Source organism: Myxococcus qinghaiensis, from assembly GCF_024198215.1.
Taxonomy (GTDB): Bacteria; Myxococcota; Myxococcia; order Myxococcales; family Myxococcaceae; genus Myxococcus; species Myxococcus qinghaiensis.
In genome coordinates this window covers 387819-409819 of sequence record NZ_JAKCFA010000007.1, presented here as the reverse complement: position 1 = coordinate 409819, position 22001 = coordinate 387819, and the positions used below count along the sequence as shown (strand labels likewise).

Annotated in this window: 17 protein-coding genes; 10 read left to right on the top strand and 7 right to left on the bottom strand. The window is 70.3% G+C overall.

Features of this window, described 5'->3' with window-relative positions; all coding sequences use genetic code 11:
* Positions 1-39 precede the first annotated feature (39 nt).
* The 7 genes from folP to LZ199_RS15640 all read left to right on the top strand — a co-directional run bounded on the left by folP (position 40) and on the right by LZ199_RS15640 (position 6375).
* Positions 40-1278 (top strand): dihydropteroate synthase, encoded by a 1239-nt coding sequence (gene folP, locus LZ199_RS15670; RefSeq protein WP_253994488.1) that lies wholly within the window; start codon positions 40-42, stop codon positions 1276-1278.
* 228 nt (positions 1279-1506) lie between these two features.
* Complete coding sequence (gene glmM / locus LZ199_RS15665) at positions 1507-2901, top strand: phosphoglucosamine mutase (protein WP_253994487.1); 1395 nt, start codon at positions 1507-1509, stop codon at positions 2899-2901.
* Positions 2902-3009: 108 nt separating this feature from the next.
* Positions 3010-3735 carry a pyridoxine 5'-phosphate synthase gene (locus LZ199_RS15660; protein ID WP_253994486.1) on the top strand — a complete coding sequence of 242 codons (726 nt, stop codon included), beginning with the start codon at positions 3010-3012 and terminating at the stop codon, positions 3733-3735.
* A gap of 6 nt (positions 3736-3741) precedes the next feature.
* Entirely contained in the window at positions 3742-4122 is a 381-nt protein-coding gene (gene acpS / locus LZ199_RS15655; protein ID WP_253994485.1) for a holo-ACP synthase, read from the top strand.
* 4 nt (positions 4123-4126) lie between these two features.
* Positions 4127-5662 (top strand): NAD(P)H-hydrate dehydratase, encoded by a 1536-nt coding sequence (locus LZ199_RS15650; protein WP_253994484.1) that lies wholly within the window; start codon positions 4127-4129, stop codon positions 5660-5662.
* Positions 5659-6138, top strand: a complete 480-nt coding sequence (gene tsaE, locus LZ199_RS15645; RefSeq protein WP_253994483.1) for a tRNA (adenosine(37)-N6)-threonylcarbamoyltransferase complex ATPase subunit type 1 TsaE — start codon at positions 5659-5661, stop codon at positions 6136-6138. Before LZ199_RS15650 ends, tsaE begins: the two co-directional genes overlap by 4 nt.
* Positions 6139-6165: 27 nt before the next feature.
* Positions 6166-6375: a hypothetical protein gene (locus LZ199_RS15640; RefSeq protein WP_253994482.1), complete on the top strand. Its 210-nt coding sequence runs from the start codon at positions 6166-6168 to the stop codon at positions 6373-6375.
* Here LZ199_RS15640 and LZ199_RS15635 read toward each other — a convergent pair.
* The 5 genes from LZ199_RS15635 to LZ199_RS15615 all read right to left on the bottom strand — a co-directional run bounded on the left by LZ199_RS15635 (position 6363) and on the right by LZ199_RS15615 (position 12349).
* On the bottom strand, positions 6363-7220 hold the full coding sequence (locus LZ199_RS15635; protein WP_253994481.1) for a class II glutamine amidotransferase: 858 nt from the start codon (positions 7218-7220) through the stop codon (positions 6363-6365). The two genes, LZ199_RS15640 and LZ199_RS15635, sit on opposite strands and share 13 nt — an antisense overlap.
* An 88-nt stretch (positions 7221-7308) precedes the next feature.
* Positions 7309-8574 carry an imidazolonepropionase gene (gene hutI, locus LZ199_RS15630; RefSeq protein ID WP_253994480.1) on the bottom strand — a complete coding sequence of 422 codons (1266 nt, stop codon included), beginning with the start codon at positions 8572-8574 and terminating at the stop codon, positions 7309-7311.
* Positions 8575-8578: 4 nt separating this feature from the next.
* Entirely contained in the window at positions 8579-9319 is a 741-nt protein-coding gene (locus LZ199_RS15625) for a hypothetical protein (RefSeq protein WP_253994479.1), read from the bottom strand.
* A 14-nt stretch (positions 9320-9333) separates the two neighbouring features.
* On the bottom strand, positions 9334-10989 hold the full coding sequence (gene hutU, locus LZ199_RS15620) for a urocanate hydratase (protein ID WP_253994478.1): 1656 nt from the start codon (positions 10987-10989) through the stop codon (positions 9334-9336).
* A 172-nt stretch (positions 10990-11161) separates the two neighbouring features.
* Positions 11162-12349 carry a BON domain-containing protein gene (locus LZ199_RS15615; protein ID WP_253994477.1) on the bottom strand — a complete coding sequence of 396 codons (1188 nt, stop codon included), beginning with the start codon at positions 12347-12349 and terminating at the stop codon, positions 11162-11164.
* A 235-nt stretch (positions 12350-12584) separates the two neighbouring features.
* Between LZ199_RS15615 and LZ199_RS15610 the strand changes: the two genes are divergently transcribed.
* Both LZ199_RS15610 and LZ199_RS15605 read left to right on the top strand, forming a co-directional pair.
* Entirely contained in the window at positions 12585-14963 is a 2379-nt protein-coding gene (locus tag LZ199_RS15610) for an FdhF/YdeP family oxidoreductase (RefSeq protein ID WP_253994476.1), read from the top strand.
* A 15-nt stretch (positions 14964-14978) separates the two neighbouring features.
* A complete protein-coding gene (locus LZ199_RS15605) occupies positions 14979-17843 on the top strand; it encodes a hypothetical protein (protein WP_253994475.1) in 2865 nt (954 codons plus the stop codon).
* Positions 17844-17851: 8 nt separating this feature from the next.
* Here LZ199_RS15605 and LZ199_RS15600 read toward each other — a convergent pair whose 3' ends face one another.
* The gene (locus LZ199_RS15600; RefSeq protein ID WP_253994474.1) at positions 17852-19243 is read right to left on the bottom strand and encodes an MBL fold metallo-hydrolase RNA specificity domain-containing protein; all 1392 of its coding nucleotides are present in this window, start codon (positions 19241-19243) and stop codon (positions 17852-17854) included.
* Positions 19244-19277: 34 nt separating this feature from the next.
* Here LZ199_RS15600 and LZ199_RS15595 point away from each other — a divergent pair, with 34 nt between their 5' ends.
* On the top strand, positions 19278-20657 hold the full coding sequence (locus LZ199_RS15595) for a sigma 54-interacting transcriptional regulator (protein ID WP_253994473.1): 1380 nt from the start codon (positions 19278-19280) through the stop codon (positions 20655-20657).
* A gap of 6 nt (positions 20658-20663) precedes the next feature.
* Here LZ199_RS15595 and LZ199_RS15590 read toward each other — a convergent pair whose 3' ends face one another.
* On the bottom strand, positions 20664-22001 hold the full coding sequence (locus LZ199_RS15590; RefSeq protein WP_253994472.1) for a serine/threonine-protein kinase: 1338 nt from the start codon (positions 21999-22001) through the stop codon (positions 20664-20666).

The following is a 22001-nucleotide window of genomic DNA, read 5'->3' as shown; positions in this document are numbered from 1 at the left end:
CCGCTGGTGAGAGGGGCCGTCATGCTGGAGCCGCCGCCCATGATTCGTGCCCGCCCCCTCAGCGCCGACCGTCCCGAGGACCTGACGTTGGCCTTCCGACGCATGGGCCTGCCGACGCCCGCGCGCGAGTACCTGCTGGAGAAGCTGCCCCACGCGCAGCTCCTGCTCACGGGCGTGCCGAAGGAGGTGGGCACCTTTCTCCACGCGCTGCCGGAGCGGGCGCTCGTGCCGGGCCGCGAGGAGCATCCCTCGTGGGTCTCCGGAGATTTCCGCTCACGGCCGGGCGCGGGGCTGCTGTCGGGCCGCCGTGAGCAGTTCGAGCGGCTGGTCGCCCTGGCACGCGCGGAGGGCGGGGCGCTCACGGAGCTGGCGAGCGCGCTGGAGCGGGCCCTGGAGGCGGGGAAGGCCCCTGGGGGGATGGTGCTGGGCGAGCGGACCTTCGAGTGGGGCTCGCGCACCTACGTCATGGGCGTGGTCAACGTGACGCCGGACAGCTTCTCGGACGGAGGGCGCTACCTGAGCGCGGAGGCGGCCATTACTCACGGCCTCGCCCTGGCGGAGGCGGGGGCGGACCTGCTGGACGTGGGCGGCGAGTCCACGCGCCCTGGCTCCCAGCCCGTCACCGCCGAAGCGGAGGTGGCCCGCGTGCTGCCCGTCATCGAGGGGCTGCGTGCGCGCACCTCCGTGCCCCTCTCGGTGGACACGACGAAGGCCGCCGTGGCGCGCGCGGCGTTGAAGGCGGGCGCCCACCTGGTCAACGACATCACCGGCTTCCGCTCGGACCCGGAGCTGGCCGGCGCTGTGGCCGAGGCCAACGCCGGGTGTTGTCTGATGCACATCCGGGGGACGCCGGACACCATGCAGCAGGCCCCCCGCTACGACGACCTGGTGGACGAGGTGCTCGACTTCCTCGAGGCCTCCGTGGCGCTGGCGACCTCGGCGGGTGTCGCGCGCGAGCGCATCCTGCTGGACCCGGGCATTGGCTTCGGCAAGACGTTCGACCACAACCTCTACCTGCTGCGGAGGCTGGCAGAGCTGCGCGTGTCGGGGCTGCCTCTGCTGGTGGGCACCAGTCGCAAGGGCTTCCTGGGGGCGCTCACGGGCGGGAAGCCGGCGGGCGAGCGACTGGCGGCGACGCTGGGCTCCGTGGCGGCGATGGCCGTGCTGGGCGGGGCGGACCTCGTCCGGGTGCACGACGTGGCCGAGGCGCGCGATGCGCTCGCTGTCGCCGATGCCATCCGGTCCGCCCGGGATGGGGGCCTCCTGCTCGGCCGCTGAGCGTCCGTGGCCGCCGGGCCACGCGGAGGGTCCCGCGTGAGGTGAGTCATTCAGGCGGGGACTGGTATCGTTTTCGCACCCTTGTTCAGGGGTGATAGAGCCTGCAAGGCCGGGCCGTTGCCAGGGGGGCGTTGGGACCCTACCTTCGAGCCCCGGCGGTGGGCGGGGTATAAGCCCCGACGTCGAGAGACCGGCACAGGCCCGGCGTGGGAAAGGTGGAGCGGCATCATGGCGTACAGGATGAACATGCCTCCGAAGGAGGAGCGCGCGACGCAGAAGCTGTTCGGCACGGACGGTGTTCGCGGGAAGGCGAACGTCTACCCGATGACAGCGGAAGTGGCGATGCAGCTCGGGCGGGCACTCGCGTTCCTCATCCGCAACGGGCCGCACCGGCACCGCGTCATTGTCGGCAAGGACACGCGACTGTCCGGCTACATGCTGGAGCAGGCGCTGGCCGCGGGCCTCACGTCCATGGGGGTCGACGTGGAGCTCGTCGGTCCGCTGCCGACGCCGGGCATCTCCAACCTCACCACGTCCATGCGTGCCGACGCCGGCGCCGTCATCTCCGCGTCCCACAATCCGTACGAGGACAACGGCATCAAGTTCTTCTGGCGCGACGGCTTCAAGCTGCCGGACGAGACGGAGGGCAAGATTGAAGAGCTGCTCTCCACGGGCGCCATCGACTCCATCCGCCCCACCGCGACGAAGATTGGCCGCGCGTTCCGCATGGAGGACGCTCGGGGCCGCTACATCGTGTTCCTCAAGGCGACCTTCCCGCGCGAGCTGACGCTGGAGGGGCTGACCATCGTCGTCGACTGCGCCAACGGCGCGGCCTACAAGACGGCGCCCGCGGTGCTGGAGGAGCTGGGCGCCAAGGTCATCAGCCTGGGCGTGTCGCCGGACGGCAAGAACATCAACCACAAGTGTGGCGCGCTGTTCCCGGAGAACCTGGCGCGCACCGTCATCAAGCACGGCGCCCACCTGGGCATCGGCCTGGACGGCGACGCCGACCGCCTCATCGTCGTGGACGAGAAGGGCAAGGTCGTGGATGGCGACGCCATCATGGCCATCTGCACCGGCGAGCTGATGGCTCGCAAGCAGCTCAAGAAGAAGGTCCTGGTCTCCACGGTGATGAGCAACATCGGCCTGGAGCGCGCGGTGGCGCGCTGGGGCGTGAAGGTGGCTCGCACGCGCGTGGGTGACCGCTACGTCGTCGAGGAGATGCGCCGCAACGGCTACAACCTGGGCGGCGAGCAGAGCGGCCACCTCATCTTCCTGGACCACACCACGACGGGTGACGGCACGCTGGCGGCGCTCCAGCTGCTCGCGGTGATGTGCCGCGCGGGCAAGCCCCTGAGCGAGCTGGCCTCCATCTTCGAGCCGGTGCCCCAGACGCTGGTCAACGTGGTGGTGAAGCAGAAGAAGGAGCTGGGCGAGATGCCGGAGGTGATGAAGGTCATCAAGTCCGTGGAGCAGAAGCTGGGCTCCTCCGGCCGGGTGCTCGTGCGCTTCTCCGGCACCGAGCCCAAGGCCCGCGTCCTCATCGAGGGCGAGGACGCCGCTCGCAACGAGGCCTACGCGAAGGACATCGCCGAGGCCCTCTCCAAGGCGTGCAACCGCTAGTCGTCGTTCACGGCGGTTGACTTCCGGACGCTGGCCGCGATTAGAGGGGCCAGCGCGTGCCGGGGCCCCCGACAATCCCGGGACCGCGCATCAAGCGAGGTGCGGTCGATGGGACAGCGACTGGGTGTCAACGTGGACCATGTGGCGACGCTGCGGCAGGCGCGGCGCACCACCTATCCGGACCCCGTGACGGCCGCGGCGATGGCGGAGCTGGCGGGCGCGCAGCAAATCACCATCCATCTGCGTGAGGACCGGCGCCACATCCAGGACCGTGACTTGCGCATCCTGCGGGAGACGACGCAGACGCTGCTGAACCTCGAGATGGCGGCCACCACGGAGATGGTGAAGATCGCCTACGAGCACAAGCCGGACGTGGTGACGCTGGTGCCGGAGCGCCGCGAGGAGCTCACGACGGAGGGCGGCCTGGAGGTCGCCGGTCAGCGTGAGCACGTCGCGAAGATCATCAAGAACCTCAAGGACGGCGAAATCACCGTCTCGCTGTTCATCGACCCGGACCTGGACCAGGTGCGCGCGTCGCACAAGGTGAACGCGGACCGCATCGAGCTGCACACGGGGCGCTACTGCGAGGCGCGCAACGAGAAGGAGCGCGCGCGGGAGCTGGCGCGCATCGTCGACGCGGCCAAGGCGGGCACGAAGCTGGGGCTGGGCGTGGCCGCGGGCCACGGGCTCAACTACGACAACGTGCAGCCCATCGCCCGCATCGCTGAAATCGACGAGCTGAACATCGGCCACGCCATCGTCGCGCGCGCGGTGCTGGTGGGCTTCGACCGCGCGGTGCGGGAGATGCTCGACCTGATGCGCAACCCGGGATAGCGCGCCATGGGAATCCGGGGCCTGGGCCTGGACATCTGCTCCATCTCCCGCATCCAGCGCATCATGGATGGACCGCGCGCGGAGCCATTCCTGAACCGCGTGTACACCGAGGCGGAGCGGGCCCTGTGTGGCCAGCGCCATGACGCCGCCAGTGCCTACGCCGCGCGCTTCGCGGCGAAGGAGGCGCTGGTGAAGGCGCTGGGCGCGCCCAAGGGCATCCGCTGGAAGGACATGGAAGTGCGCCGGGACGGAGGGGCGCCGTACTTCGCCCTCTCCGGCGTGGCGCTCGAGGTGATGGAGGCGCGAGGGTTGGAGGCGTTCCTCGCGCTCACCCACGATGCAGACGTGGCCGCTGCCACGGTGGTCCTCCAGAACAAAGGGGAGTGAATCCATGTTGCGCGTCCTCACCGCCGCCCAGATGCGTCAGGCCGAAGAGGCCGCCGAGCAGCGCCACGGCATGCCCTCCGCGCTGCTGATGGAGAACGCGGGGCGGGGGCTCGCGGAGGTGGCTCGAGAGCTGGCCGGGGCCGGTGGGCGCTTCGTGGTGGTGTGCGGGCCGGGCAACAACGGCGGGGACGGCCTGGTGGCGGCGCGCTTCCTCCTCGAAGGCGGCGCCAAGGTGTCGGTGACGCTGGTGGGAGACCCCGCGAAGCTGACACCCGAGGCGAAGCGCAACCTGGAGGCCCTGCGGGGCTTTGGCGGGGTGGCGCGCGCCCTGGAGGCGCTGGAGCCGCCTGGCGCTGGTGACGTGGTGGTGGACGCGCTGTTCGGCACGGGGCTGAGCCGGGCGCCGACGGGGGCCTTCGCGGAGGCCATCTCCGCCATCCACCGTTGGCGGCGCGCGGGGGCGAAGGTCGTGGCGGCGGACGTGCCCTCCGGCCTCCAGAGTGACACGGGCGAGCCCTTCTCGCCCTGCGTGGAAGCGGACGCCACGGTGGCCTTCGGCTTCCTCAAGCCGGGCCAGGTGCTGGAGCCCGGCGCGACGCTGTGCGGACGCGTGCGGCGGGTGGACATCGGCATGGGCGGCGCGTCGTCTCGCGAGGTCTCCGGCGCCGAGCTCTTCGTGGTGGAGGAGTCGGACGCGCGCGACACGCTGCCGGTGCGCAAGGCGGACACGCACAAGGGCACGTACGGCCATGTGCTGGTGGTCGCTGGCAGCCGGGGCAAGACGGGCGCCGCGGCCCTGGTATCGAAGGCGGCGCTGCGCAGCGGGGCGGGGCTCGTCACGGTGGCCACGCGGAGTGATGCGCTGGAGTCCGTGCAGTCGCACTCCGCTGAAATCATGGGCATCCCGTTGGAGGCCGCCGGGCCCCTGGGCCTGGGCGACCTGGACGCGCTGCTCGCCGCCGCCGAGGGCAAGGATGCGCTGGTGATGGGCCCGGGCATTCCCCGAGGACCGCGCACGGGCGCGCTCATCGGCGAGCTGGTGTCGCGCCTGGAGCTTCCCGTGGTCCTGGACGCGGACGCGCTCAACGCCGTGGCGGATGACCTGTCCGTGCTGCGCCGCGCGAAGGGGCCGGTGGTCCTCACGCCGCACCCGGGAGAGATGGCGCGACTGACGGGCAAGTCGACCCGGGAGGTCCAATCCCAGCGACTGGAGGTCGTGAGTCGACTCGCTTCGGGATTGGGCGTGACGGTGGTGCTCAAGGGCGACCGGACGCTGACGGCGCACTCGGATGGGCGCGTCTTCATCAACACCACCGGCAACCCGGGCATGGCCACGGGAGGCTCCGGGGACGTGCTCTCCGGCGTGTGCGGCGCCCTGCTGGCGCAGGCCCTCCCCGTGCCGGATGCCATCTGGACGGCGGTGCATGCCCATGGCCTCGCGGGAGACCTGGCCGCGGCCCGGCGTGGACAGCTGGGCCTGGTGGCGGGGGACCTGATTGAACAGGGCCTCTGCGAATTGTGGGTGAGGTGGGGTCGATGAGTGACGGGGAGTTGGTGACGCGGACGTTGACGTTGGCCTCACCCGAGGAGACGCATCGGCTCGGCGTGAAGCTGGGCGGCCTCCTGGAGTCGGGCGACTTCGTGGGCCTGATTGGTGAGCTGGGCGCGGGCAAGACGCACCTGGTGCGCGGAGTCGCGGAGGGCGCGCACGTGCCTCGCTCCGAGGTGGCCAGCCCCACGTTCGCGATTGTGTATCCGTACTCGGGAAGGATTCCGCTCTACCACGCGGACCTGTACCGCCTGACGGGCTACGACGACCTCTACGCCACGGGGTTCATGGACCTGGTGGGCGGAGAGGGCGCGGTGCTGGTGGAGTGGTTGGACCGCGTGCCCGAGGCCGCGCCCACCGAACACCTGCGCATCACCCTGGCCCACGCAGGTGGGGATGCACGCTCGCTCAAGGCCGAGGCCTTTGGCGCCCGCTCGGTGGCGCTGCTGACGGCGTGGCTGCCTTGATGCCCACGCACGGTGGAGGAGTGGCGCATGGGGCGTAGCTACGCGGCGATTCGGGAGCTCAACCGCGACCGGCCCATCGCGCCCGGCGACCGCGCGCGCGTGTTGGACGTGCCGGAGGAGTGCTGGTTCTACGACAGCGAATACCGGCTTCAAATCTGGAGTCGGGAGACGCTGTTCGAGTTCACGCGCTGCGCGAGCTTCAGCCTCCCGTGGTGCCCTGACGCTCAGGCCGCGTGACGCGTGGGGCCCGGCGTGGGGGGCTGAACGTCCCCCGCCAGCTCCGGCACGCGCCAGCGATGGAAGACGAGCCCGGCGTCCACGCCGATGACGTCCTCCTCGTTGACGGGCGTCCAGTACGGCCCGCCGCACAGCGACTCACTGGAGACGATGAGCTGCTCCAGCCGCGTGCCCACCTCGGGCAGCGCGCCCGTCGAGGAGCCCGAGCCACCGGTGTTGATGAAGAGGGTGCGGTTGCGACGCGACGCCACCATCACCTCGCCATCCGTGACGAGGAAGTTCATCGCCGAGCGGGGCTGCAGCTGCGGCTCATCGGTGATGGCGGACACCAGGCTCATGGTCTCCGCGAGCGCACGGGCGACGCCCTCCACGGGGACCGCATGAGCGATGGGGTACCGGGCGGCCAGCCGGGTCAGGAAGACGTAGAAGCAGCGCTCGCTGTCCGTGGTGCCCTGGATGCCCGCGCGCAGCGTGGGACAGATGAGCTCTTCAATCCGCGCGCTGTGCTTCGCGAACTCTCGCACCGTGCCGTTGTGAACAAAGGTCCACCGGCCATGCTGGAAGGGGTGGGAGTTGCGCAGCTCCACCGCGCCCACCGACGCGAGCCGGATGTGCGCCACCACGGTGTGTGAGGACACACGGCTGCTCACCCGCTCGAAGTCAGGGTCACTGTGCGCGGGGCCCACACCATGGGCCACCAGCGGGAGCGCCTCCGCGCCGTACGCGGCGATTCCCCACCCATCCTTGTGCTCGCGCGACTGGATGAGGAGCGAGTTCTTCTCCGTCACCAACGAAGGGTGGACGGCGGAAGGCACTGACGATCTGAATCCAAATAGTCGGCACATGGCTGCAATTGGTACTTATAACGGCCGGCCCCGACGGGAAGGTCTCCTGCCCTCCCGTGCGACGCCTGTGTCACCAGACGACGTCGCTTCACCCGCAGGAATTCAGCTCCTGCCTGACGACGACACGCCCGGCTTTGACGACCGTGCGCGCGTGCCCTACGCCTAAATGGTAGGGCAGATGGCGGAAAGACGCACAACTGAACAGCACCAGGTCGCCTGCATCTCCCACAGCCAGCCGACCATGTTGTTGCAGTCCCAATGACAAGGCGGCGCCTCGCGTGGCCGCCCAGTAGGCCTCCGCCGCGCTCAAGCCGTTCTCCAGGCACGCGAGTCCCAGCGCCAAGGCCGTGTTTTCACTCATGGCCGAGCCTGGATTCACGTTGGTGCCCAAAGCGATGTTGAGGCCCGCGTCACGCAGTCGACGTCCGGGCGCGTAGGGGCGCATGCGCAGGAAGAGCGTGGAGGTGGGCACGAGCACGGCGGTGACGTTGGCGTCGGCGAGGGCGCGCATGCCGGCGTCGGTGACCTGCTCCAGGTGGTCGGCGGTGGCGGCGCCCAGCTCGGCGGCGAGCTCGGAGGCGCCGCGGGCGGTGAGCTGGTCCGCGTGCAGGCGCGGCACGAGCCCCAGCGCGCGGCCGGTGGTGAGGATGCGGCGGGCCTCGTCGACGGTGAAGGCGCTGTCCTCGACGAAGACGTCGCAGAAGCGCGCCAGGCCCTCGCGGGCGACGGCGGGGAGAATCTCCTCGATGCAGAGGCGGACGTAGTCCTCGCGGCGCTCCTTGTACTCCTGGGGAAGGGCGTGCGCGCACAGCAGCGTGGGCACCAGCTCCACGGGCGTCAGAGCGCCCAGGCGGCGCACCGCGCGCAGCATCTTCAGCTCGTTCTCCAGGTCGAGCCCGTAGCCGCTCTTCACCTCGGCCACCGTCACGCCCTGCTCCAACAGGCGCTGGACGCGGGGCAGGGCCAGGCGCACCAGCTCATCCTCGCTGGCGGCGCGGGTAGCGCGCACGGTGCTGACGATTCCTCCGCCCGCCTTGGCGATCTCCAGATAGGTGGCGCCCTGGTTGCGCAGGTCGAACTCCGCGGAGCGCTCGCCCGCGAACACCAGGTGCGTGTGCGGGTCGACGAAGCCCGGGCCCACGAAGCCGCCCTTCGCATCCAGCACCTGTGTGTCGGGGCCCACGGCTCCCGAGGGCAGCTCCGACTCCAGGCCCACGAAGGCGATGCGTCCCTCGCGCACGCCCACGCACGCGCCAGGCTTCGGCGTGAGCGCGGCTTCCGCGGGCTCGCGGTGCGTGCCTTCCAGGGTGAGGACCTCGGACGTGTTGCGGACCAGCAGCTCCAGCGCTTGCATTGCTTCAACGACCTCCGCGTACGCCGACGATGGGAACGTTCCAGCTCGCGCTGCTTCCAACCTTCGCCCGGCCGAACCCGCCGGACAGCTCCATCGATTCCATCCAGCTCCAATTGAACCGGGCGGCCACGACGCCGCCGTAATACAGCGAGCCCTGGCTCGAGCCCTGGGACGAGAGCGTGTGCACCGCGATGAAGGGCACCAGCCCCACGGACACGCCCTGCTCGGGCGAGAAGCTGAAGGCGCACGTCGCCTCCGCGCCGGCCATGCTGCCCGGGCCGCCCCGGCTCGTGGTGATGCCGAAGTCGGTGGCCCCCCGCAGCGCGAGCGAGGGCGCCACGCCCAGTTGCTCCGAGCCGAGGTAGTACGACGCGCCCGCGTACACGCCGTAGCCGGGCAGGGGCAGCGGGAGGAACAGCTCGCCCTGGATGCCGGTGTGCAGGTGCAGCCGCTCGGTGAGGGGCCACGTCATGGCGGCATCGATAGCGAGTCCCCACTGCTGCGTGGAGAAGCTCGCGTCGTTGCCCCGGAAGCGGTCGTTGATGGCGTTGGCCCCCTCCGTCCCGGCGATGGGCGCGCTGAGCCGGGGGCCGGAGCGGATGCCACCCTGGAGGATGCGCTGCTCGGCGGACCCCGGGCCCAGGCGCATGACCATGGGCCCGACGGCCGTCGGGGCACACCCCGCGAGCGCCCCGAGAGCCAGGGCCAGGAACAGGACGACTCTCGAGCGCGCGCGGTAGGGCATGGCGACTCCGGAGGCTACACGGTGATGCCTGGAATCTTCACGCCCCGCTCCTTGGCCACTTCAATGGCCTCCGGGTAGCCCGCGTCCGCGTGGCGCAGCACGCCCATGCCGGGGTCGCTGGTGAGCACGCGCTCGATTCGGCGCGCGGCCTCCGCCGTGCCGTCCGCGACGATGACCTGGCCCGCGTGCAGCGAGTACCCCATGCCCACGCCGCCGCCGTGGTGGAAGGACACCCACGACGCGCCGTTCACCGCGTTCACCAGCGCGTTGAGGATGGGCCAGTCCGCCACCGCGTCCGTGCCGTCCTTCATGGCCTCCGTCTCGCGGTTGGGCGACGCCACCGAGCCGCAGTCCAGGTGGTCTCTTCCGATGACGATGGGCGCCTTCACCTCGCCCTTGCGCACCAGTTCGTTGAACGCGAGGCCCGCCTTCGCGCGCTCGCCGTAGCCCAGCCAGCAGATGCGCGCCGGCAGGCCCTGGAACGCCACGCGCTGCTCCGCCATGTTCAGCCAGCGCTGGAGCGACGCCTTCTGCGGGAACAGCTCGCGCACCACCTGGTCCGTGCGGCGGATGTCCTCCGGGTCTCCGGACAGCGCCACCCAGCGGAACGGGCCCATGCCCTCGCAGAACAGCGGGCGGATGTACGCGGGCACGAAGCCGGGGAACTCGAAAGCGTTCTCCATGCCACCGAGCTGCGCCTGGCCGCGCAGGTTGTTGCCATAGTCGAACACGTGGCTGCCGGCGCGCTGGAAGTCGTTCATCGCCTCCACGTGCTGAATCATCGACTCGCGCGCGCGGCGCACGTAGCCCTCCGGGTCCCTGGCGCGCAGCTCGGCGGCGGCCTCCAGCGACAGGTCCGTGGGGATGTAGCCGTTGAGCGGGTCATGCGCGCTCGTCTGGTCCGTGACGAAGTCTGGCTTGATTCCCCGGCGGTACAGCTCGCGGAACACCGTCGCCGCGTTGCCGATGATGCCGATGGAGCGGCCCACGCGCTTCTGCTGCGCGTCCTTGGCGAGGGCGAGCGCCTCGTCCAGGTCCTTGGCCACCACGTCCAGGTAGCGCGTCTCCACGCGGCGCTGGGCGCGCCACGGGTCGATCTCCACGCCCAGGAACACGGCGTTGTTCATGGTGGCGGCCAGCGGCTGCGCGCCGCCCATGCCTCCCAGGCCTCCGGAGAGGATGAGCCGGCCGGCGAGGTCCTCGGTGCCGTAGTGGAAGCGGCCCGCGGCGGCGAACGTCTCGTAGGTGCCCTGGAGGATTCCCTGGGTGCCGATGTAGATCCACGAGCCGGCCGTCATCTGGCCGTACATCATCAGGCCCTTCTTCTCCAACTCGTTGAAGTGCTCCCAGTTGGCCCAGCGGCCCACGAGGTTGGAGTTGGCGATGAGCACGCGCGGCGCATCCGGGTGCGTGCGGAAGATGCCCACGGGCTTGCCGGACTGGACGAGCAGCGTCTCCTCGTCGGAGAGGTTCTGCAGGCTGGAGACGATGCGGTCGAAGGACGGCCAGTCGCGAGCGGCCTTGCCGGTGCCGCCATAGACGACGAGGTCCTCGGGGCGCTCGGCGACATCCGGGTCGAGGTTGTTCATCAACATCCGGAGCGCGGCCTCCTGGACCCATCCCTTGCACGAGAGGGTGGAACCACGGGGGGCGCGGATGACGCGGGACATGAACAGGCTCCTGAGGTGTGGCTGACGGAAAGGCCCGGCACACTAGCCGAACCCGCGCGGCGCGGGGACAGCACCGTGAGGCCCCCTGCCGCACTGTCCGCTGGAGGCCCGAAAGGCCCGCCCCCCAGGGGGAGACGGGCCTGGAATCATGACGCGCGAGGCCGAGCACGCCTCAGGAGTGCAGCGCGCCGTCCTCGTCCGAGCCCTGCTCGGGGGGATTGAGCGGCGCCTGGGACGCGGGTGGGTGCCGCGCCCCCTCGCTCCGGTCCAGTCGCAGGTGGTTGAGGACCTCCTTCACGCCGAGCACGGCCTCGGAGACGTCCTCGATGGCGCGCTTCTCGTCGCGGCCTCGCACGCGGCCGAGCAACGTCACCACGCCGTCCTCCACCTGGACGTCCACGTCGGAGGAGTCCATCCACGCGCGCATCAAATGGTCGCAGATGTCCGCGCGGATGCGGTCGTCGCCGCGTTGGTAGCCCCGAGGGCCCTTGCCCGTGGAAGCCGATGCGGTGCGAGGGCGGTAGCCGCCGCCAAGGAAGCCTCCATGGCCCATGTCATGGTCGTCGGCGCGCGACATGCTCGTGGAGAAGCCCTGCTGAGGCGGGGCCATGTTCTCGATGCCCGGTCCATGGCCCGAAGGCTGGGTGCCTCCCAGTCGCACGTCCGCTTCCGCCGGTCGGTCGCGAGGCCGCAGCTCCCGCATCTCATCCATCCAGGCCTCGGGCTCATCCCACGAGTCCGAGCCGCGCAGGCCGTGGCGTGAGTGTCCCTGTTGTCCCACGGCCCCCTGGCGATGGGCGCCGGGGGGCGCTCCACGAGCCCCCAGGCGGCCCCATTCCTCGGAGCGACTCGTTCGTCGAGGCCGCTCGTCGGCCCGGCCAATGCGAGGGTCTTCCTGGGCGCCCTCATCCAGGGAGCGGAAGGTGCCGCTGGGGCTGAACCCCGGTCGCCGGGCGATGCGCTCCGGGTCGAGGAGTCGGGCGCGGCGGTCCAGCTCGCGCTCGCGGTCGTAATCCCGGCCGTACTCCCGGGCCTTGTCCAGCTCCCTCGCGGCGTCACCGAAGTCCCGGTCGGTTTCGTAGTCGAGCGTGCCCCGGTCCCCCCGCATCGAGCGGTAGTCGCGGTCGCGAGCGAAGTCCCGCGAGGGGTGCTCGTAGTCGCGGCGCCCGTCCCAGTCGGAACGGTGGGAGTCCCGGGCCGGCCTCGCATGGTGCTCGTGGTGCTCATGACGGGGTGGGCCTCGCGGCTCGTCCTGCCCTCTGGCCGCGGAGGGCCTCCCCTGATGCTCTTCGTGGGGTGCCGTCCCTCGACTGTGTCGCTCTCCGCCTCGCCTGCCGGAGTCCTCATGGCGCCTGCTCATGACTTGCGTCTCCTTGCATATCGGCTCGCCCTTGGGCCCTGTCTCCAGAGGGTTTTGACCGCGCGCCGTGCTGGCAACGCGGCCTTGCCCCGTTGGCTGTCCGGGCGCGGGCCGGGCGGGAATGACATTCCGGGAAGGGCCCGCGTCGAGCAGGCGTACCCGCGAAGCCCGGGAGCGGTAGACTCGGGCGCGCCATGGTCGGGCGGACGTCCGCATGGCATCCGGAGGGCGGGGCATGGCCGAAGTACAGCGGGACGAAGAGGAGACCCAGGGCGACTCGGCCTCGGCGCTGACGCCGCTGCTTCCTCCCGTCCAGCCACCCGAGGAGTCAAAGCCTCCCCTGGTCGGCCTCCTCTCCGAAGTCGCGGGCGGTATTCCCGCCGTCATCTCCACCCTGAAGCACGCCTGGGGCGAGATGGGGGCCGTGCGTGGCACGCGCCTGCTGCTCAAGGTCAACCAGAAGGATGGCTTCGACTGTCCGGGGTGCGCGTGGCCGGACCCGGGACATCGCTCGGTGGCGGAGTTCTGTGAGAACGGCGCCAAGGCGGTGGCGGAGGAGGGGACGACGGAGCGCGTGACGCCCGACTTCTTCGGCCAGTGGAGCGTGGCGGAGCTGTGCGCCCAGTCCGATTTCTGGCTGGGCAAGCAGGGCCGCCTCACGCACCCCATGGTGCTGCGCGAGGGCGCCACGCACTACACGCCCATCTCGTGGGAGGACGCGTTCGCGCTCGTCGCCGAGGAGCTCAACGCGCTGGAGACGCCGGACGCCGCGTGCTTCTACACGTCCGGGCGCACCAGCAACGAGGCCGCGTTCCTGTACCAGTTGTTCGTCAGGCAGTTCGGCACGAACAACCTGCCGGACTGCTCGAACATGTGCCACGAGTCCAGTGGCACCGCGCTCAGCGAGACGCTCGGCATTGGCAAGGGCACCGTCACGCTGGAGGACTTCGACCAGGCGCAGGCCATCTTCGTCATCGGGCAGAACCCGGGCACCAACCACCCGCGCATGCTGACGACGCTTCAGGCCGCCGCGCGCCGGGGCTGTGAAATCGTCAGCATCAACCCGCTGCCGGAGACGGGCCTCAATCGCTTCAAGCATCCGCAGGAGGTGTTCCAGCTCATCGGCCCGGGCACCGCGCTCAACACCCAGTTCCTCCAGGTGCGCATCAACGGCGACGTGGCGCTGCTCCAGGGGCTGGGCAAGGCACTGCTGGATTTGGAGGCCCAGAAGCCCGGCACGGTGGTGGCGCGCTCGTTCATCGAGGACAAGACGCTCGGGTTCGAGGCGTACGCGGCGCACCTGGCTGAAGTGAGCTGGGACGACGTGGTGGAGCGCAGCGGTGTGGCTCGCTCGCAGATTCTGGCGGCGGCGGAGCTGCTCGCGCGGTCCGAGCGCATCATCTTCTGCTGGGCCATGGGGCTCACCCAGCACCGCAACGCGGTCGCCAACATCCAGGAGATCGTCAACCTCACGCTGTTGCGAGGCAGCGTCGGCAAGCCCGGCGCGGGCGTCTGTCCGGTGCGCGGCCACAGCAACGTGCAAGGGGACCGCACCATGGGCATCTGGGAGCGGCCGAAGGCCGAGTTCCTGGACGCGCTCGCCCGGGAGCTCGACTTCGAGCCTCCGCGTCACCATGGCCTGGACGTGGTGGACACCATCCACGGCATGCACGAGGGCCGGGTCCAGGTGTTCTTCGCGATGGGTGGCAACTTCCTGTCGGCCACGCCGGACACGGAGCTCACCGCGAAGGCCCTGCGGCGCACGCGGCTCACCGTGCATGTGTCCACCAAGCTCAACCGCGCGCACCTGGTGCATGGGCGCCGGGCCCTCATCCTCCCGTGCCTGGGTCGCACCGAGCGGGATGTGCAGGCGGGTGGGGCGCAGTTCGTCACGGTGGAGAACTCGATGGGCGTGGTGCATGCCTCGCGCGGCGCGATGGCCCCGGCGTCCGAGCACCTGCTCAGCGAGCCGGACATCGTCGCGCGGCTGGCCACGGCGGTGCTGGGCTCACGCTCGAAGGTGCCGTGGCGGTCGCTGGTGGAGGACTATGACCGCGTCCGGGACTTGATTGCCCGAGTCATCCCAGGCTTCGGCGACTTCAATCGCCGCGTCCGCGAGCCCGCGGGCTTCTTCCTGCCGAACGGGCCCCGCGAGGGCCGCTTCACGACGGCGAGCGGCAAGGCGCACTTCACGGTGCACACGATGCCCCGCGAGGAGTTGGAGCCCGGGCAGTTGCTGATGATGACGCTGCGGACGCATGACCAGTTCAACACCACGGTGTATGGCTTGGATGACCGCTACCGGGGCATTCGCGGTGGGCGGCGCGTCGTGCTGATGCACCCGAAGGACATCCAGGAGCGCGGGCTCGCCGAGGGACAGGTGGTGGACCTGACGAGCCACTTCCAGGGCGAGAAGCGCGTGGCCCGGAGGTTCGTGGTGGTGCCGTACAACATTCCGCGCCGGTGCGCGGCGACGTACTTCCCCGAGACGAACGTGTTGGTGCCGGTGGACAGCTACGCCGAGAAGAGTCGCACCCCTGCTTCGAAGTCCGTGGTCATCACCGTGGCGCCGTCGGTGGACGCGGCGGCCCTGGCAGAGGGTTCGACTTCATGAGGACCGTGAGCGCGCATGCAGCCGTCCGGTGAGGCCGCGTGGCCGGAGTCGCTCCGGCCGCTCTATGAGGGAGTCTCGGGCACGCCCGACGCGGAGGCCGTGACTGCGTCCGTGCAATGGACGGAGTCCTTCGCGCAGTGGGTGCGAGGGGCTTCGCTGGAGGAGCGCAACCAGGCGCAGCTGGCGGCGTGGGAACGCGTGGCCTCGGGGGAGCGGGGGCTCGCGGAGCTGTTGTTCCTGGTGGGCTCGTGCAGCGAGCTGCTGTGGCCATACGCGGCGCCGCCGCCTGGGTTGCTGGAGCGCTTGCTGACGCGGCAGAAGCAGATGCTGGAGGTGCTTCGCTCGGCGGGGGACGCGGAGGTCGCCGCGCGGGTCCGACGGGAGACCGAGGCCTCCGTGTCGACGGTGCTGACGCGCTACCTCAAGCGGCATCCGGACTCGCTGGCGACGCTGGTGGGGGATGTGTCGTGTTCGTTCGATGGGCGCGCACTGCGCTTCCACGACACGGTGGAGGTGGACCTCAAGCGGGTGATGGCCACTGGCGCGAAGGCCATCGGGATGCTGGAGCAGCTTCGCGCGCTCCTGCCGGCGACAGCCGAGGCGGGCAGGGACAGGCTCGCGGACTTCATCCGGACGCGTGCCTCGCGGATTCCGTGGCAGGAGGCCTCGGAGGTCCTGGCCGAGCGGCTGTTCGCCCTGGCGACGTCACCGGAGGGCCGCGGTGCGATGCGCGGCTTCCTGGCGTGTTATCCGAATGGCCGCAAGGAGCCGGAGTGGTGTGCTCGAGCGGGCTTGCTGCTGGCGCGGACACTGGAGGTGGGCGGGCCGACGTCCGTGGTGGAGAACCTGTGCGAGCTGCTCGCGCGGTTCGATGCGCCGCCGGTGGATGGGCTGCGCGGGGCGATGGGCGCGCTGGTGGGGAGCGACTTCGAGGTGGCGGCGAGCCTGGAGCCCGTGCGCTTCGTGCTCGACCACTGTCAGGCCACGCTGCGCAAGGGTGAGCCCGGGCTCGTGCTGGCCCTGGTGTGGCTGGAGGAGCGGCTGTTTCGCGCGTCGGTGCGCAAGGGCCTGGCGGATGCGTTCGAGCGGCGCAAGCGGACTCGGGCGAAGCTGGAGCCCCTGGCTCCGGGTTTCGTGCAGCTGTGCTGGTTGGCGGAGGAGTGCGCGGACCTCTGGCCTCGGCTGGTGGCGGTGGATGCGCGACCGGGCATGGATGAGCTGGCGGCGTGGCGCGAGGACGTGGCGGAGCGGGTGGGGCGCAAGCCCATGCTTCGCAAGGCGGCCATCGAGTTCTTCCTGTGGTGCGCGCCGGATGCGGCGTCGTCCGAGGCGGAGCTGACGGTGCTGTCGCTCCTGCGCACGGAGACGGACCGACGGCAGGTGCGGAAGCTGAAGGACCACCCGTCGTCGCGAGTGCGGCTGCGGGTGCGCACGTTGCAGCGGTGGCTCCAGGGCACGGGGAAGGAAGGGCCGGCCGTGAAGCCCACGGGGGCCGTGGCTCCGGCTTCGCTGACGGAGGCGCTGAGGCATCTGCATGTGACTCGCGCGGTGCCGCTGGCCGGGCGGACGTGGCTGAGAGATCGCGACCTGGAGGAGTTGTTGGTGGGCGCGGTGACTCGAGTGGAGACGGACTTCGCCACGCGATACCCGGAGCGGTTCCGCGAGGACACGGGGGAGCTGGTTGCCTCTCTGCTGGACGGGCTGAGCGGGGAGCTGGGCCGCGTGAAGGCGGACCTGTTGACCTTGCTGGCTCAGGGACAGCCCCTGCCGCTGGACTTCGAGCTGACGGTGCGCCGCGTGGCGGACCTCGTGTCCGAGGAGCTGCTTCCTCCGACAGAGGGACAGGTGGATGCGCCTGTGGCCAGCGTCGATGGTTCGGGAGCCGTCACGGCTGGCGGGGTTGCTGCGGCGAGCGACGATGTGGCTCTTGCCGACGGTGAACCCGATGAAGTGCTCGCACCGGACCTCCCAGAAGCGGAGTCACTCGCTGATGTTGTTGCGGCGGATGCAGCGGCTCTCGGTGCGTCACCGCTGACCGTACTGTCTGAGGCGCCTCTCGCGGACGCGCTGGACGCCGAGGCTTCTTTCGAGGACGCGGTGCAGGGTTCTCGTGCGGCCGATGGCCAGGACGCAGCGCTTGAGACGGCGACACCCGCGGGTGTTGAGGCGCGCGAAGTCGAAGGTGCGGACGCCGTGCCAGCGGAGGCGTCTCTCGCCGAAACTGAAGAAGCACTGGCTTCAGCGGTGACGTCGGTCGACAGCACGGAAGCACTGCCTCCGTTGCTCGCTCCAGTGACAACCTCCGCCGCCGAAGCACGGTGGGTCGAGGAGGCAACGCCGACGGAGGCTCCAGCGCGTCCACGAGCGGCGAAGAAGAGGCGGGGCGCGAAGGGCGCGGCCACTCGTGCCACCACCGGGCCCGAGGTGGCCTTCATCCTCGATGCGAATGTCGACGGTTTCGTGCGCACGGAGCGCGCGGTGCTCGTGCAGGTGGTGAAGCTGGAGCAGCGCGGTGAAGGGCAGTGGCTGCCTCACTTCAAGCTCGGACGTGAGCAGCTCGACGGGATGCTCTCGCGGACCGACGCCGCCTTCTGCCTCTTCCTCGTGCCGCCCATTCCTCGCGCCGAGTGCTGGCTGCTCCCCGCCCGCCTCGTGCGTGAGTTGATGGAAGACCAGCGCTCGCTGTCCGAGGTGTCACGGGAGGCGGTGGCTCGCGCCGCGCGCTCCCTGGCCCACTGGTGGATGGGCGACTTCGTGAGCCTCTGGACCGGGGACGCTCGACCCGCGTTGCTGGAGCATGTGTCCGGTCACGCCAGGAACGGACCGGACTTCATCGTCCGCTGGTCGGTGCGGACAGGTGCCCGCACCGAGAAGTCCTAGCGGACAGCTCAGACCGCCAGCTCCAGCTCCACCTTCTCCAGATACCGGGGCACGTAGGCGTTCCAGCTCTTCGCCTGCACCCGCCGTCGGAGCGCCTCCAGTGCCTCCGGCTCACCGTGGACCAGCAGCGTCTGGCGCGGCGGAGAATCGAAGCCCTCCATCCAGCGCATCGTCTCCGTCCAGTCCGCATGCGCGGAGAAGCCGCTCACCGTGTGGATCTCCGCCGCCACCGGCACGCGCTGCCCGTGGATGAGGGTCTCCTTCTCGCCATCCAGCAGCCGCCGACCTCGCGAGCCCACGGACTGGTAGCCCACGAAGAGCACCGTGTTGCGCGGGTCCGGCAGCCGGTGCTTCAGGTGATGCAGCACCCGTCCACCCGTGGCCATTCCGGACGCGGAGATGATGACCGCGGGGCCCTGGTGTTGGTTCAGCTGCTTGCTCTCCTTCGCGGACGTGACGAAGCGCGTCCTCCGGGTCGCCAGCGGAGAGGCCCCTCGCTCCACGATGGCCTTCATCACCAGGTCGTGTTCTTCCGGGTGCATCAGGTACAGCGGCGTCGCGTCACACGCCATGGGCGAGTCGACGAACACATCCACCTCCGGGATGCGCTTCGCCTCTTCCAGGTTCCGCAGGTGGAAGAGGATCTCCTGCGTGCGCCCCACCGCGAACGCGGGAATCACCACCACGCCTCCTCGGTCGAAGGCGCCCGTCACCGCCTCGCACAACGCATCCACGGGCTTCGTGTCGCGGTGCTGCCTGTCGCCATAGGTGCTCTCGACGACCAGCGTCGTGGCCGAGTCCACGCTCTGTGGGTCTCTCAGGATGGGCGCGTTGTAGCGCCCCAGGTCCCCACTGAAGACCACGCGCTGACGCGTGCTCTTCAAGTCGAACACGCACACCGCCGAGCCCAGGATGTGGCCCGCCCGGTAGAAGGTGAGGGTGATGCCCGGGAGGATTTCCTTCGGCCGCTCGTAGCCGAAGGTCTCCATCAACTCCACCGCGCGCTCGGCGTCGGGCACCGTGTAGAGGGGCAGTGCGGGGCGGTGCTTGGAGTACCCTTCCTTGTTCGCGTAGCGGGCCTCCTCCTCGTGCAGGTGCGCGGAGTCCGGCAGCAACAACGCCGTCAAATCGCGCGTGCCCGGCGTCGTGTAGATGGGCCCTTTGTAGCCCTCGCGAATCACCCGGGGGAGACCGCCGGTGTGGTCGATGTGGGCGTGCGTGAGGACGATGGCGTCGATGTCCCGAGCAGGCAGGGGCAGCGGCTCCCAGTTCCGTTGTCGCAGCTCCTTCTGGCCCTGGAAGAGCCCACAGTCCACGAGGACCTGCTTGCCGTCATGCTCGAGGAGGAACTTCGAGCCCGTCACCGTTCCAGCGGCACCGAGAAAATGGAGGGAGGCCATGGGCGCCATCCTACCGTGCTAGCGTGGGGCGCCCATGAGCATCTCCGAGCGGCCCCCCGGGGCGGACCGCACCCCCTCCAAGGGCGAGGACGCCCAGCAGACTCGGCCCACCGGCTCCGGCCGCCCTGGCTTCACCGGCGCGGTCCGCCGCTTCCGCTTCACCGTCCTGGAGGGCCCGCAGCCCGGGCAGACCAAGGACTCCAACGCCGATACCTTCTCCATCGGCTCGCACGCCCTCAATGACTTCGTCATCGAGGACCCCACCGTCTCGCGCTTCCACTGCGAGGTGCGGGTCGACCGCGAGGGCGCGCGCGTGAGGGATTTGGACAGTCTCAACGGCACCGTGCTCGACGGTGTCCACATCCGCGAGGCATACCTGCGCGGTGGCAGCGTGCTGCGTCTGGGCCGCGTCAGCGTGCGCTTCGACTTCAGCCCCGAGAGCAATCGCCTCCAGATTTCCGAGCGCACCTTCTTCGGTGAGCTGGTCGGCACCTCCGTCGTCTGCCGCGCGAGCTTCGCGCTGATGGAGCGCGCGTCCGCCAGTGACGCGACGGTGTTGCTCGAAGGCGAGACGGGGACGGGGAAGAGTCGCGCGGCCCTGGCCATCCATCGCGCGGGCGCTCGCGCGTCCGGCCCCTTCCTCACCGTCGACTGCGGCGCCATTCCCGGCAACCTGCTGGAGAGCGAGCTGTTCGGCCACGAGAAGGGCGCGTTCACCGGCGCGCTCCAGCGGCGCGTCGGTGCCTTCGAGGAGGCCGATGGTGGCACCATCTTCCTCGACGAAATTGGAGAGCTGCCGCCCGAGCTCCAGCCGAAGCTCTTGCGCGTGCTGGAGCAGCGCGAGATTCGCCGCCTGGGCTCGAACACGTATCAGCCCGTCAACGTGCGGGTCATCGCGGCGACCCACAGGGACTTGCGCGCGGAGGTGAATGCGGGCCGCTTCCGGCCGGACCTGTTCTTCCGGCTCGCGGTGGTGCGCATCCTCATTCCCTCCCTGCGTGAGCGTCCCGAGGACATCCCCCTCATCGCCCAGCGCATCCTGGCCGGGTTCGGCGCCGAGCCCGACCATGTCGCGGCCCTGAGCACGCCCGAGTTCATCGACCAGCTCCAGCACGCCGCGTGGCCCGGCAACGTGCGTGAGCTGCGTAACCACCTGGAGCGCTGCCTCGTGTTCCAGGACGCCATGCCGCCCACGACGGAGCAGGTGGGTACGCAGAGCGTCCTAGGCAGCCTGGTGGACCCCAAGCAGCCCTACGCGGAGGCGCGTCGCAGGGCGTTGGAGATTTTCGAGCGCGAGTACCTGGACGCGCTGATGCAACTTCACGGCGGCAAGGTGTCGCAGGCCGCGACCGCCGCCGACATGGACCGCGTGTACCTGTACCGCCTGCTGCGACGACGCGGCCTGCGGACCTGAGCCACCTCAGTCGGTGGCTCGCTCCGTCACCACGCCGGGCGTGCCCCCCGTGGCCCAGCCTTCGAGCCGGGACAGGAGGCCGCCCACCAGGCGTCGCCCCCCCTGCGAGTCCGTGGAGAGCTCGCTGGGCGCCGCATGGAGATAGAGGCGCGCTTCGAGCGCGTCGCCCGCGAGCCCTATCGCTCCGCCGAGGAGCTGCTGGGCCAGCCTCCGACCCACCTCGCGCTCGCCATCCCGCGCCGAGGCCTCCGACGGAAGCTCCCGCCACGCGAGGAGTGCATTGCCGCCTTCCATCGCCAACGTCCAGCCCGAGGACTCCAGCAGCGCGCGGCTCCACTCCAGGGCCTCGTCCCTCGCGTCCATCGACTCGTCCGAGGGGTCCTCGTGTGATTCAGGGAAGCGCAGGTCCAGGTAGAGCCCCATGGCCCACGTCTCCTCGTCCACGGGCGTGAGCGCGGAGCGCAGTGCAGAGAGGAACGTCGCCACATCCGGCCAGCGCTCCTCGGGCCGCTTCGCCAGGCAGCGTCGGACGAGGGCCTCCAGTCCTTGAGGAACGCGCACGCGCTCACCCAACCGGGGTGGAGGTGCATGCAGGTGCTGCTCCTCGATTTCGACCGCGCTCTCGCCGGTGAAGGGGAGCTTGCCGGTGAGCAGCTGGTAGAGGAGGACTCCCAGCGCATACAGGTCCGCGCGCGCGTCCACGGCCTGTCCCAGAATCTGCTCCGGCGCCATGGCCACGGGAGTGCCCAGCACCGCGCCCGCGCTCGTCAGGCCCGCGCTGCCTTCCGCGGGCGCGACCTTGGCGATGCCGAAGTCCACCAGCTTCACCGTGAAGCCCTCCGCGCGCGGCAGGAGCATGACGTTCTGGGCCTTCAAGTCCCGGTGCAGGATGCCCTGGCCATGCGCCTGGGCCAGCGCGCTCCCCAGTTCCTCCATCACCGTGTGCGCCTCCGCGAGCGAGAAGGGCCCTCGGTGCGCGAGCCACCGGTCCAGGCTCTCGCCCTCCAGCCACTCCATGGCGAGCCAGGGGCGCCCGTCGCGCAGCTCTCCGTATTCGAGCACGCGCACGATGTGCGGATGGTGGAGCGCCTGGAGCGTGTCGGCCTCTTGCTTGAAGCGCTTGAGGACCTCGCTCACGTGGTTGAAGTGGGCGCGGACCACCTTCACGGCCGCGAGGGTGCGCGTGTCCACGTGCGTGGCACGGTAGAGCGATGCGGTGACGCCGGAGTGGACTCGGGCCTCCACCACCCAGGGACCGACGAGCGCCCCCGGCTCCAGCTCATCTCCGTAAAGCGAGACCTGGCCGTGGGGCCCCGCGCCATTGCGCTCGTTCATCTCCGCCAT

Coding starts and splice junctions, on each gene's coding strand:
- glmM (WP_253994487.1), top strand. CDS start 1,507: ATGGCGTACAGGATGAACATGCCTCCGAAGGAGGAGCGCGCGACGCAG.
- LZ199_RS15605 (WP_253994475.1), top strand. CDS start 14,979: ATGCAGCCGTCCGGTGAGGCCGCGTGGCCGGAGTCGCTCCGGCCGCTC.
- LZ199_RS15590 (WP_253994472.1), bottom strand. CDS start 22,001: ATGGCGGAGATGAACGAGCGCAATGGCGCGGGGCCCCACGGCCAGGTC.
- LZ199_RS15650 (WP_253994484.1), top strand. CDS start 4,127: ATGTTGCGCGTCCTCACCGCCGCCCAGATGCGTCAGGCCGAAGAGGCC.
- tsaE (WP_253994483.1), top strand. CDS start 5,659: ATGAGTGACGGGGAGTTGGTGACGCGGACGTTGACGTTGGCCTCACCC.
- hutI (WP_253994480.1), bottom strand. CDS start 8,574: ATGCAAGCGCTGGAGCTGCTGGTCCGCAACACGTCCGAGGTCCTCACC.
- LZ199_RS15595 (WP_253994473.1), top strand. CDS start 19,278: ATGAGCATCTCCGAGCGGCCCCCCGGGGCGGACCGCACCCCCTCCAAG.
- LZ199_RS15610 (WP_253994476.1), top strand. CDS start 12,585: ATGGCCGAAGTACAGCGGGACGAAGAGGAGACCCAGGGCGACTCGGCC.
- LZ199_RS15625 (WP_253994479.1), bottom strand. CDS start 9,319: ATGCCCTACCGCGCGCGCTCGAGAGTCGTCCTGTTCCTGGCCCTGGCT.
- LZ199_RS15660 (WP_253994486.1), top strand. CDS start 3,010: ATGGGACAGCGACTGGGTGTCAACGTGGACCATGTGGCGACGCTGCGG.
- acpS (WP_253994485.1), top strand. CDS start 3,742: ATGGGAATCCGGGGCCTGGGCCTGGACATCTGCTCCATCTCCCGCATC.
- LZ199_RS15600 (WP_253994474.1), bottom strand. CDS start 19,243: ATGGCCTCCCTCCATTTTCTCGGTGCCGCTGGAACGGTGACGGGCTCG.
- hutU (WP_253994478.1), bottom strand. CDS start 10,989: ATGTCCCGCGTCATCCGCGCCCCCCGTGGTTCCACCCTCTCGTGCAAG.
- LZ199_RS15615 (WP_253994477.1), bottom strand. CDS start 12,349: ATGAGCAGGCGCCATGAGGACTCCGGCAGGCGAGGCGGAGAGCGACAC.
- LZ199_RS15640 (WP_253994482.1), top strand. CDS start 6,166: ATGGGGCGTAGCTACGCGGCGATTCGGGAGCTCAACCGCGACCGGCCC.
- LZ199_RS15635 (WP_253994481.1), bottom strand. CDS start 7,220: ATGTGCCGACTATTTGGATTCAGATCGTCAGTGCCTTCCGCCGTCCAC.
- folP (WP_253994488.1), top strand. CDS start 40: ATGATTCGTGCCCGCCCCCTCAGCGCCGACCGTCCCGAGGACCTGACG.